This window comes from Cyanobacterium aponinum PCC 10605, from assembly GCF_000317675.1.
In the GTDB taxonomy this organism is placed as follows: Bacteria; Cyanobacteriota; Cyanobacteriia; order Cyanobacteriales; family Cyanobacteriaceae; genus PCC-10605.
The window spans coordinates 4,102,340-4,114,099 of the sequence record NC_019776.1; the positions used below are offsets into that span (position 1 = coordinate 4,102,340).

Annotated in this window: 9 protein-coding genes and 1 CRISPR repeat array; of the genes, 1 reads left to right on the forward strand and 8 read right to left on the reverse strand. The window is 32.9% G+C overall.

All coding sequences use genetic code 11. From position 1 onward, the window contains the following. Positions 1-5 precede the first annotated feature (5 nt). From CYAN10605_RS17270 to CYAN10605_RS18720, 7 genes are all read right to left on the reverse strand, one after another. On the reverse strand, positions 6-1,076 hold the full coding sequence (locus CYAN10605_RS17270; RefSeq protein WP_015221230.1) for a hybrid sensor histidine kinase/response regulator: 1,071 nt from the start codon (positions 1,074-1,076) through the stop codon (positions 6-8). Between the two features lie 68 nt (positions 1,077-1,144). After that, positions 1,145-5,563: a PAS domain S-box protein gene (locus CYAN10605_RS17985; protein ID WP_015221231.1), complete on the reverse strand. Its 4,419-nt coding sequence runs from the start codon at positions 5,561-5,563 to the stop codon at positions 1,145-1,147. A 414-nt stretch (positions 5,564-5,977) separates the two neighbouring features. Further along, positions 5,978-6,373: a glycine cleavage system protein GcvH gene (gcvH, locus tag CYAN10605_RS17280; protein WP_015221232.1), complete on the reverse strand. Its 396-nt coding sequence runs from the start codon at positions 6,371-6,373 to the stop codon at positions 5,978-5,980. Between the two features lie 433 nt (positions 6,374-6,806). Continuing rightward, entirely contained in the window at positions 6,807-7,124 is a 318-nt protein-coding gene (locus CYAN10605_RS17285; RefSeq protein WP_015221233.1) for a hypothetical protein, read from the reverse strand. 102 nt (positions 7,125-7,226) lie between these two features. Next, a complete protein-coding gene (locus CYAN10605_RS17290; protein ID WP_015221234.1) occupies positions 7,227-9,944 on the reverse strand; it encodes a CBS domain-containing protein in 2,718 nt (905 codons plus the stop codon). A gap of 83 nt (positions 9,945-10,027) precedes the next feature. Beyond that, the gene (locus CYAN10605_RS19240) at positions 10,028-10,213 is read right to left on the reverse strand and encodes a PIN domain-containing protein (protein ID WP_015221235.1); all 186 of its coding nucleotides are present in this window, start codon (positions 10,211-10,213) and stop codon (positions 10,028-10,030) included. Next, on the reverse strand, positions 10,210-10,533 hold the full coding sequence (locus CYAN10605_RS18720; protein ID WP_190275005.1) for a type II toxin-antitoxin system Phd/YefM family antitoxin: 324 nt from the start codon (positions 10,531-10,533) through the stop codon (positions 10,210-10,212). The genes CYAN10605_RS19240 and CYAN10605_RS18720 overlap by 4 nt, the downstream gene beginning before the upstream one ends. Positions 10,534-10,548: 15 nt before the next feature. Here CYAN10605_RS18720 and CYAN10605_RS18960 point away from each other — a divergent pair, with 15 nt between their 5' ends. After that, entirely contained in the window at positions 10,549-10,719 is a 171-nt protein-coding gene (locus CYAN10605_RS18960) for a hypothetical protein (protein WP_190275006.1), read from the forward strand. Between the two features lie 58 nt (positions 10,720-10,777). Here the strand turns inward: CYAN10605_RS18960 and CYAN10605_RS17305 are convergent, their stop codons facing one another. After that, positions 10,778-11,074 (reverse strand): coiled-coil domain-containing protein, encoded by a 297-nt coding sequence (locus tag CYAN10605_RS17305; protein ID WP_015221237.1) that lies wholly within the window; start codon positions 11,072-11,074, stop codon positions 10,778-10,780. 86 nt (positions 11,075-11,160) lie between these two features. Further along, positions 11,161-11,703: a CRISPR direct-repeat array (repeat unit 37 nt; unit sequence GTTTCAATCCCTAAGAGGTATTAATAAGAGTTTAAAC). Positions 11,704-11,760: the final 57 nt, after the last annotated feature.

The following is an 11,760-nucleotide window of genomic DNA, read 5'->3' on the forward strand; positions in this document are numbered from 1 at the left end:
TAACTTCAAATACTGATGATAAAGACATTTCCCCTTCCTTCGGGATTATTTTCCACTCTAATAGTTCCATTATGAGCTTCGATCGCCATTTTACAAAAAGATAAACCTAAACCAATTTGTTTTACTCCTTTGACAGATTCTCCAATTTGATATTTCTTAAAAATGAACTCTTTTTGTTGATCAGAAATAGTTTTTCCAGAATCAATAATTTTGATCTCAAAACTATGATCAAAGTAATTTAATTCACAAATAATGTTACTATTTTCAGAAGAAAATTTAACAGCATTAGATAATAAATTTTGTATCACACGACGAATTAATTGGCTATCTAAAAAAAAATATTTAGTGGTATCAGGAACTTTCAAAATTAAATTAATATTATTCGCTTTAGCTATGTTATGAAAACTCTTTAATTCTATATTTAATAATTCACTCAGGTTCGTTTCTTTATAAGCTAAAACCATTTTTCCCGACTGAATTTTTGCCATCTGTAAAAGGGTATCAATTTGATTGTTTAAAACATCCCCAGAATTATTAATTTCTTCTAATTTTTGTCTATAAACTTCTTGAGATAAATTAGGCATTTTTAATATCCCTGCACAAAGAATAATATTGGTTAAAGGATTTCGTAAATCATGAACGATTATGCTAGTCATTTCTTCCCTTAACTTCAGCATTTCTTGTAATGAATCATATTGACTTTTGATTCTTAACATAGATTGAACTCTCGCCGCTAATTCAATACCATTTACTGGTTTGCTGATAAAATCATCCGCCCCCATTTCTAGACATTGAGCTAAATCATTTTTATCATTTAAAGCCGTTACCATAATAATGGGAATACATTGCCATTCTTTTTTTTCCTTGACAATTTGACACACTTCCATGCCATTCATTTCTGGCATCATCACATCCAATAAAATTAAATCTGGTTTGATACTATCAATTTGAGCTAAAGCACTTTTTCCGCTAGAAGTATAAAATAATTTATAGTCATATTTATACAGTAAACCCTCAATAACATCAAAATTATTAGGGTCATCATCCACAATTAAAATAACCTGTTTTTTCGGCATAATCTTTCAACTCATTATTAAGAATTAAAATAGTTTTTCTCTTCTATAAATCTTTCTTGAATTAAACTTTAAGATAAGACTTTGTTAATTTTTTCAATCAAATCTTTTAAGCGAAAAGGCTTAGATAGATAATCGTCTGCACCAGCATTTAAACATTTTTCTTTATCTCCTGTCATAGCCAAGGCGGTTACGGCAATAATGGGAATATTCTGCCAACGAGGATTTTCTTTAATTAACCTAATTGTTTCAAAACCATCAAGTTCGGGCATTTGAATGTCCATTAAAATTATACAGGGATTAACCTCTTCTAACTTATTTAAAGCATCCTTTCCATTCTTGGCAATTTCTAGAGAAAAACCCTTTATTTTTAAATAATCAGAGACTGCATAAATATTTTCTTCGTTATCGTCAACTAACAAAATTAAATTATTAATACTATTAATAGCTGTTTTTTGTTCAGAATTATTAGAACTAAATTCTAACCTCCCATTATATAGTAGAGATTCATCATTTTCCTTAATTTTTTTCTTGGTAAATAAATTAACTCTGTGGGGATTTTTAGGATGCCAAAAAGCAGAATGATACTCTTTTACGTCTTTGGAATAAGGAATGTAAAAGGAAAAACAACTACCCTGATTAATTTCACTTTCTACACCAACAAAACCTCCGTGAGCATCAACGATACGCTTGACTAATGCTAAACCTAAACCAGTACCAGCATATTGACGATTAAGACGACTATCTATTTGTACAAAGGTTTGAAATAGTTTGCTTATATTTTCTTCTGCAATGCCAATACCTGTATCTGTTACCGAGAAATGAATAAAAGTCTCACCGGTTTCCAATTCTTGATATGTTGAATTTATTTTAGTGACTAAATTGATTTTTAATTTTATTTTTCCCCCTTCAGGTGTAAATTTAATGCCGTTATTAAGTAAATTGATTAAGGCTTGTCGAATGCGTCTATCATCTATTTGACAGAGTTTGTGACTAGAGGGAATTTCGTTGATGAAAGTGAGGGTAATATTTTTTTTCTCTGCTAAATATCGAATAAAATTCAAACTATCTAGGGATAAACTAACTACATCAACTAAACTAAAATTAAATTCTGTTTTGCCTGATTCTATTTTTGCTAAATCGAGAATATCATTAATTAAATCTAGTAAATGTCTGCCACTACGATGAATATTATTAAGGGAGTCTAATTGTTTTTGATTTAAAGTTCCAAATACTTGTTCTTTTAGGGCTTCTGATAAACCTAGAATACTATTTAAGGGAGTGCGTAATTCATGGCTCATACTCGCTAGAAACTCATCTTTCATTCGGGTTGTTTTTTCAAGTTCAAGATTTATTTTTTCTAGGTTTTCGTTACTTTCTTTAAGGACTATTTCTGCTTCTTTTTGTGGTGTTATGTCATAATTTATGCCAATCATTTTTAAGGGTTTACCCTCTTCATCTTTTTCTAACATTCCATTAGCTTTGATATATATTATTTTGCCGTCGGAATGTATAACTCTGAAGACAGTATCATATTCTGCTAAATCTAAAGATGCTCTTTCAAATAAGTTAACGGTATCTTCAAAATCTTCTGGATGTAGAGCGTTAGTCCAAGTTTTATAATAGCAAGGTGTGCCAATGGGTACATCATAAAGTTTATACATCTGTTCGTCCCAAGTTAGTTTCTGGGTTTTTAAGTCTAGTTCCCAAATACCAATTTGAGCGGATTCTACGGCTAATTTTAGTCTTTTAGATAGTTCGTTGATATGACTTTCAATCAATTTGCGATCGCTAATATCGGTTATCATACCTAAAGCTCCTATAAACTCCCCTTCATCATTAAAAATTGGGCTAGTAGATAAGATCGCCCATAGGGTTGAACCATCAGCTCTTAAAAATTTAAAGTCATGTTGTTCTGAGACTCCTTGTATCCGTCTTTCAAACAATTGTTGAGCAAAAACCTTCTCTGAATCCTCCATAAAACTCAAAAAAGATTTACCCCGAATATCCTCAGCAGAGTAACCCAACATATCAGCTAAAGTTCGATTCACAAAAGTAGTTATTCCCTTTTTATTTAGAATCCAAATACCTTCGTTTGCTGTTTCTACAATCTTGCGATAACGACTCTCACTTTGTTTTAAGGCTTTTTCCGCTCTTTTTTGTTCTGTTACATCTTGCATCAAGGCGAGAATATGGGTGCTATTATCCATTTTTTGAACAATACAAGTGCTAATCTGAATTAGGCGGGGTTGACTATCGGCTCGAATAATACGCCATATTTCCTTGTGAATATGTTCCCCCTGACGCATTCTCTTCATTCTTTCAATGGCTTTTTCTCGCAAATTAGGGTCAGGATAAAGACTTTGATACCAACCTTTTTGATTTATTTCCTCAAGGGTATAGCCTGTAATTTCCTCCATCTTATGATTCCACACGCTAAAACGGATGTAAGGAAAATCAGAGATTTCAGAACAAACACATAACCCTTCTGCCATGTTTTCTAGTATTTGTTGATTAAAATTATTCTCTTGTGCTAGTTTCGCTTCATATTCTTTCCGTTGAGTTATATCTTGATAAGTACCCAGAATGCCTATAATTTCACCTTCGTTATTTTTTAGGGGAAACTTACTACCTTCAATGTACATAGTAGATCCATCTCTTCGGTGATAAGTATATTGTTGATGGTATATTGGTTCACGGGTGTTAATAACTTCGCAATCACATTGTTGATATTGATGAGCGTCTTCTGAGTTAAAACAAATTTCATTAATCTGTTTTCCTTGTAACTCTGAAACAGTTGAATCAAAATCATTAGCAAAAGCCTGATTACAACCGAGAAGCACTGATTGGGTGTTTTTCCAAAAAACTCTTTGAGGAATGGTATTTAAAACCAACTCTAGCATTTCCTTTGCATTGAATAGGTCTTTTTCGCTGTGTTTCAATGCCTCTTCTGCCAATTTGCGATCGCTCACATCAATAATTGCACCGCATAAATGAATCAAATTTCCTTGAAAATCATAAACGCCCTGACCTTTTTCATAAACCCAACGAATATGACCATCACGATGTTGTAAGCGATATTCTACGGTGAAAATTTCCTTTTTTTGTAAACTTTCTTGTATTAATTCATTGACAATATCTCGATCATCAGGGTGAATTAAATCAGCATAAGAAATCAATTTATTACCTGTTACTTCTTCAGGATAATAACCAGTGATATTCAATATTTCACCACTGAGAAATTCCATAGTCCAAAAATTATCATTGAGACAGCTATAAACTATCCCGGGAAAATTCTCAATTAAAGTGCGGTATTTTCGTTCGTTAATTTCTAATTGAGTAGTTTTTATAATAATCTCATTCTTTAATTGTTGTTGCAAATTAGTTAATTCTGTTACTGCTTTTTCTCTTTCTAATTCAGATGTGATACGAGCGGCAAAAACTTGTAATATATCGGCAATCATCTCCAATTTAATTTTAGGAATAAATGATTTGCTACCCACCGATAATCCACCAATGACTTCTTTGTTGCCATTAATTAACTGAACACCGGCAAATCCTTCCATTTCTGATTTTTCAAGAAATTCATTATTAGGAAAAAGGCTTCTCAAATTATTTTGACAAGTAAATATTCCCTCTTGAACTGCTTTTCCGCAAGGAAAATTTGTACAAGGAAAACAGAAGTTGTTTTGAATTTTACCGTTAACTAAAAATACTAAAGTTTCAAGATATTGCTCTTTTTTTTCTGTAATAAAGACATAATCCACATCAAAATTGATACTTATATATTCTGCTATTTTGTTAAAAAAATCTTTCCCAGATATAGCCGCCGCTCCTTCAATTAATTTGTGCCAATATCTTTCTTGTTCTCTATGTTCATCAATAATTTTATCAAGATGTAAAATAGTATCTGAATTATTTTTTGTTTTAACTTGACTATCTTTATTATTATTTTTAATAAATATTTTTCCCTGTTTTTTATCTGCTTTTTTTTCGCTAATATCTTCCGTAATAGTTATATTTAATTCACTAACTAACTTCTCTATTTCTTGATAATTAAAATTTGTGTGTATTTCAATATAATCTCGCAAATCTTCATGGGCTAAAACCCCTATAATATCACTATTATCGTTAATAATTGCTAAATAATCACTTCCCGAAGAAATAAATTTATAAAGAACAATAAAAAGATTTGTTAATTCTGATTTTTTGATAGAAACAATGGGTAATAAATCGAGATTTTCTGCTTTTAAACTATCATTATCTTCTGAATCTTGAGTATATTTAGATAAATTTTTCCTCGCTAAAATTCCTAAATACTTACGACAGGAGGAAGATTCTTTTTCTTCCTTTTGAACAATAAAAAAGATACTATTATGAGGATGCTCTTCACTCAAAGAAAGTACACGAGAAAAGGATTCATCAGCGGAGATAAATGTGACCGGAAAATATGGTGGTTGGTACTCTAGGGAAAAAGAAAAAGAGGACATGGTCACATCATTATTACTAAGATAGACTCAAAACCAAAGCTCACACATAATAACCATAAATAATCGAAATTAATTGGCTTTTTGGAACTTTTCATCCTCAATTATGACACATATTTTTGGCTCTATTACTTCTCGTTATATAAATTATTAGTGGCTCTATTACTTCTCGTTGTGATAAATTGTTAGTTGAAAAAAGGAAAAGGGGAAACCCCTCTGTATCTCCCCTTTAAAGGGGAGAATGGGGGATTTTAAAACTTAAATTTTATCAATTTTTTATTTTTGTTCAACTGAAACCCTCTTCAAATAACGGTTTGAGATACTATTTATTATCAATTTGCCATAATTACTGTAGAAGAGCCTTATTAGTTTAGGTGGCAGATTTGGGCAAGGGGTAAGGATGAATAAATTTCTAGTTTATTCTTCAGGTTCAATTAACGATCGATACTCTTGTACAGAAAGTGTATTTTCTAGTTCATCGTCAGGGTTATCCAGTCTAACTTTGATTAGCCATCCTTCTCCGTAAGGATCATCTGCGATCGCTTCTGGAGATTCAATTAACATATCATTACGATCTATTACTGTACCTGCTACGGGGGCATAAATTTCAGAAACGGCTTTAACTGATTCAATTGTACCTATATTATCTTCAACTTCGATCGCATCTCCTAATTCGGGCAATTCTAGGAAAACAATATCTCCCAACTCCTCAATAGCAAACGCTGTAATACCGATGGTGGCAATTTCTCCGTCAAGACGCACATATTCATGAGAATCGAGGTATCTTAAATCTTCTGGATATTCTAAGGTCATACTTGATAATTTTATTGAGTAATTAAATTAAAGGTATATAGTTTCATTATTGATGAAAATTGAACAATGTCAAGATAATTAAGAATTAATAATTTGGATTTGCTTAAAGAGTTTTTGATTGGGTAGGTTTCGGGTGTTAGGTATCAGGTATCAGGTGAAATGTTTATAAATTGAAATGTTTAATCTAAGGGAAATTTTTTGTCAATAGACATTTGCAAGAAGTTTGCTAAAAGAGTTAATAGTGATGATTTCGTTATGATAATTGATTTTTTTTAAACTAGATTGATGTCTAATACAATTAATAAACTTAGTAAAAAATAGCTATAAAAGAAAAACAATAATTAGGAAAAAATAAAAGAAAAGCTAACTTTTTAACAATGAAATATTAGGTTTAATAAATACCTAAAAATAATTAATGAATAATAAATTTCGCTTAATCTTTGTTCGTTTTAACTCCCAAATCAGAACTACGAACTCCTAACTCTTGTAGAGAATGGGAAACTTTCCAACTATGACCATATCTTAAAGCTAAACCAAAACCAAGTCCTCCGAAGCTAAAAATAATAGTAGTTGACAATATTAAATACTTAAAAATAGTCAAATATTTTTGTGATTGGGAGTAATTATTATTCTTTTTTTCTACCTTATTCTTGTTTGATTTTCGAGCATTATTAATTAACTCTAAATTAGGAGAAACTGATTTCTGACGAGAAGATATGGCAATTTTGTTGGTGATTTTCCCTATAGTCATTTTTTTACACTCACTCACTAAAATTTTGCTTTTACCGAACTAAATTTATCTGCATTTTTGATTAAACAAAAGACAAAAAATTTAATTATTAATTCCTAATTCCTAATTGTTCATAGGGTAATTCTTGAGAACAAAGTTTTCAGCTTCCCTTTGATTTTTTATTTTGCCATCTAAATATAAAGCCAGTACTTTATTTAAAATTTCTTTATATAGTTTACTTGGCTTATAACCTAGTTTTTGTAAATCTTTACCATCTAAAGGAGATTTTACTTTACTCCAGTGCATTAAATAATTCCAAATAGTACGTCTAATTGGTTTACTATTTTTAACGGCAATGAGTAAAAGGGTAATAGATTGATAATTTGCTAAAAATTCTACCTTTTCGCTTATATTTTGACAAGTGGGTAGATAATGTTTTATTTTTTCGTTATTTTCACTTAAATGAGACAATCTTTGAATACTCTCTTTCGGTAACTCTAAGTTATTGGCGACGATTACTCCTTCTGGAAAACTAGAGAGGATGATTTCTAAGCGCAATAACCATGAAGATACGGAAGGATTATAACTATCTGCATGATAATACTTTAGCCAACGATCTAAACAACGTATTTGCCACCACAAATTTGGGGTAATTTGACAATTACGATGAAGACAACGCAAAGCCCCTACTTCTTGTAATAGTTTTAAGGCGGGTTGCCAGTATTGTGCCTGAAGAATGTAAGTTAATTCGGCTTTGAGACGGGTTGTTAGGGCAGGGATAGAATTTTTTTCTAAGGATACTCTTTCAAATACACCACTATTGACGGCATAATCAATATATTCTCTGGTTTGGGTTTCAATGTCGAAATTTAACCTTACCGCAAAACGCACCGCTCGATAAATTCTGGTAGGATCTTCTATAAAGCTATTCGGATGTAATACTCTAATAAAGTGCGATCGCACATCTTCCACACCACCGAAAAAATCTAATAATTCCCCTTGATGGGGTTGAGTCAAACGCACTGCCAAAGCATTGATAGTAAAATCTCGACGGTATAAATCTTGGCGAATTGAGCTTGATTCTACTTCAGGATTAGCCGCAGGATAAGGATAAAACTCCGTGCGCGCGGTGGCAATATCTAACCATAATGAGCCTAATTGGGGGTCTTTATGCCATAATAGAGCGGCAGTCTGGAATTGTCCATGAATACTGAGACGGCTTTGAGGGTAGATAGCTTGTAAGGCTTCGGCTAATTTCACCCCTGCTTCGGGAGTAGTTGCCCGATGAAAACCATCCACCACTAAATCAATATCCTGTAAATTGAGAGTGGTATGGTTATCCGTTAACAATAAATCTCTCACTCCTCCTCCCACTAAATATAAATGCCATCCCTGTTGTTGGGCATAAGTTGCCGTTTGTTGTAACAATTTCCAGATAGGAGGGTGTAATTTTTTCTCTAAAGAAGGCAATAAGCAAGAGACAAGAGGAAGATTATTACTAGAATTGGGATGAGAATTAAGCCTAGCCGAGTGCAGATGCCGTAAAACGTCCGTGCGCGTCACAATACCTATTAACTGCCCATTTTCCATCACAGGCAACCTACCAATATCATTTTTAACCATCAATTCCTCTATCTCAGATAAAGCAGTTTCAGGATTAATTACCTGCACATTTTTCGTCATATAACCCTTAACAGGGGCATGGGAAAAACCATGATGTAGAGCTAAATCAATGTCACGGCGAGAAATAACCCCCACTAATTCTTTTTCCTTATTAACTACTACTAAACCAGAATGTCCATAACGCAGTAAGATTCTTTGGGCTTCCTCAATGGTGGTATAGGGGCGAATGGTACGCACAGGATAAGCCATTAAATCCCTTGCGGTGAGAGGAGAAGGTATCTGATTTTCAATTTGTGTCAGTAATTGTTCAATAATATCGTGGGGATTTGGACAACGTAAAGTAAAGGATGCGGCGCTACTATGGCCTCCCCCTGTAAAAGCAGTAAATATTTGAGCTAAATTAACGGATTCTAAGCTACTCCTGCCAATAATAGTTAGTTTTCCTTGTTTTTGTTTCTCCACATTATGCCCATAATAGTGGCCAAATAGTAAAACATCGGTTTCTACTAAATCAATAATGCGACTGGTGAGGTTTGATAAACCGGGGATAAAGTGGGGAGTTTCTACTAATAACCAACTGATAGTATAACCATTAACTGTTAAGGATTGGATACTTTTGAGGGCATGGGGTAACAGTTTTCTTAAAGCAGGGGCAAGACTAGGCTCAACATATTCCCCTAATGTGCGAATATTGACATCTTGAGTCATCAACCAAGCTAAAGCTAGAGCATCTCTGGGGGTAGTTTGTTCAAAAGTCAATGAACCCGTATCCACATGAATACCTAATGCCATTGCTGTGGCTTCTACTGAATTTAAACCAATAGATTTTTGTTGCAAAAGTTCACAAATAATTGTGGAACAAGATCCGACTTTTTCTATATACTTAAGGAAATTATCCGCACTAATCTGTCCATTTTCCTCGTGGTGGTCATAAATCGTCACAGATTTCACATTATCTAATTCTAACCATTCTACTGCTTTACCGATGCGATCGCGCCTTTGAGTATCCACTATGAAAAGATGACGAATTAAAGCAGGATTAACGGAGCGAAATTCCATCAACGCTAACTCATCTCGATGGAGTGCTAAAAATTTACGGACGGAAGGATGAGCCCCTCCTGTTAAAACTATTTTTGCACCCGGGTGTAATTTAGTTAATCCCACTGCCGCCCCAAGGGCATCAAAATCAGCAGTTTGATGACATAAGATTAAATCCACAATAAATATATTTGAGTCCCTAGCAAGTATTAATGTTTCAATCCCTAAAAGGTATTAATAAGAGTTTAAACTAGAAAGAATAGCTAAGTACAGGACAAAAATTTTATAGTATGGATAAATTCATCATGTTTGAGGTCTAAATCCATCAAAGACATCGCAGTGGCTATTTCCTGTGAATATAAACTAAGATTTTTTATGACATTTTGATTAGGTAAAGGACGTTTTGCTTCCGAGATAATATTAGTATCTAACAAATATTTTAGGCTCATAAAATGACATCCCTACCCGGTGATTTATCTCGTAAATTGTCAAAAGTATCATCATCCAGAGATTCTAAATCAACCCGACGGCGAAAATCTTGTAAAGCTGACCAAAAACCTTGTTTTTCCTTGCCTAAATCCACTTTTAAATCATCCACTGTTTCCACTTTAGCAGTGCTAGGGGTGATCGCTTCTTCTAACTCACTCTCATTAGGTAAATCTTCACCCTTTGTTAATTGAGAGCGACGTTGACGCAGAATTTCTAATAGGTTATCTTGCTCTTGTGCTGATAATTGGTCAAAGGATTTAATCATTTGTTCGATCGTCATTATTTCACCTCCAAAATGTTATTAAGTCATACCATTATAAAAAAGGAGTTTCAATCCCTAAGAGGTATTAATAAGAGTTTAAACTATTCTCGAAAAGATTATGTTAATGCGAGAAGATGTATTAACGGCACTGATAAAGCAAGAGAAATTGCTAATATTGCCAAGAAGTGGGAAATTAAATTATAAATTTTAACCAATGGTAATTGCAACAAAAAAAGGGGTTTTATCACCCCTTTAATATTGCTTAAATAGTAAAATCAGGAAACAAAAATCTAAAAATTGCCAGTAAAATACCCCCAATAATGGCAACCCCTGCCCCACGATAAACAAACTCTAAATTAACCAATCTCTTATCTAAACCCTCAAAATTAGTTTTAAAATTGCTCTCCACACTATTTAACTTTTCATCAAGTTTAGCAACATTGATTTTGACCTCATTAACTTCATTAGTTAAATGATCAATTTTGTTTTCTAACTTGTCAATTTTCCCTTCCAAACGGACGAGAATATCAGCAATATTTACCTCAATAGTTTGATTCATATTACCCCCAATAATATTTGCTTAATCCGATCATAATAGGTTTCCAGATTTGTTGATAAGTTTCCCTGATGGTTTTTACCAAACATGTTTCAATCCCTAAGAGGTATTAATAAGAGTTTAAACAAAAGATAAAAGGAGGTGAGTTAATCCACTTAAAAGTTTCAATCCCTAAGAGGTATTAATAAGAGTTTAAACGAAAAGTTGCAAGGTTTAAAAGGTTGCTTACGGTTTCAATCCCTAAGAGGTATTAATAAGAGTTTAAACGGGATAGACTTAATTAAAGAATTTGAGGGCTTTAGTTTCAATCCCTAAGAGGTATTAATAAGAGTTTAAACTGGTTAAAGCGATAAGTATTATTGTTTTTATCCCAGTTTCAATCCCTAAGAGGTATTAATAAGAGTTTAAACATTACCATCGCCATCAACAATATATTGCTTATTAATCGGTTTCAATCCCTAAGAGGTATTAATAAGAGTTTAAACCCGATGATTTTAGATTTGAAAAGTGGAAGCGACTTGTTTCAATCCCTAAGAGGTATTAATAAGAGTTTAAACAACTTTTTCATTCATTAAATCCACATTTTGCCATCGTAGTTTCAATCCCTAAGAGGTATTAATAAGAGTTTAAACAAAAAATTGACCCCCCCCCCCGTGAGACTAACGAGACTGTTTCAATCCCTAAGAGGT

Bases quoted from the DNA above. Each gene is read 5' to 3' on its own strand.
- CYAN10605_RS17270 (WP_015221230.1), bottom strand. From the start codon at position 1,076: ATGCCGAAAAAACAGGTTATTTTAATTGTGGATGATGACCCTAATAAT.
- CYAN10605_RS17985 (WP_015221231.1), bottom strand. From the start codon at position 5,563: ATGTCCTCTTTTTCTTTTTCCCTAGAGTACCAACCACCATATTTTCCG.
- gcvH (WP_015221232.1), bottom strand. From the start codon at position 6,373: ATGACCTTAGAATATCCAGAAGATTTAAGATACCTCGATTCTCATGAA.
- CYAN10605_RS17285 (WP_015221233.1), bottom strand. From the start codon at position 7,124: ATGACTATAGGGAAAATCACCAACAAAATTGCCATATCTTCTCGTCAG.
- CYAN10605_RS19240 (WP_015221235.1), bottom strand. From the start codon at position 10,213: ATGAGCCTAAAATATTTGTTAGATACTAATATTATCTCGGAAGCAAAA.
- CYAN10605_RS18720 (WP_190275005.1), bottom strand. From the start codon at position 10,533: ATGACGATCGAACAAATGATTAAATCCTTTGACCAATTATCAGCACAA.
- CYAN10605_RS18960 (WP_190275006.1), top strand. From the start codon at position 10,549: ATGTTATTAAGTCATACCATTATAAAAAAGGAGTTTCAATCCCTAAGA.
- CYAN10605_RS17305 (WP_015221237.1), bottom strand. From the start codon at position 11,074: ATGAATCAAACTATTGAGGTAAATATTGCTGATATTCTCGTCCGTTTG.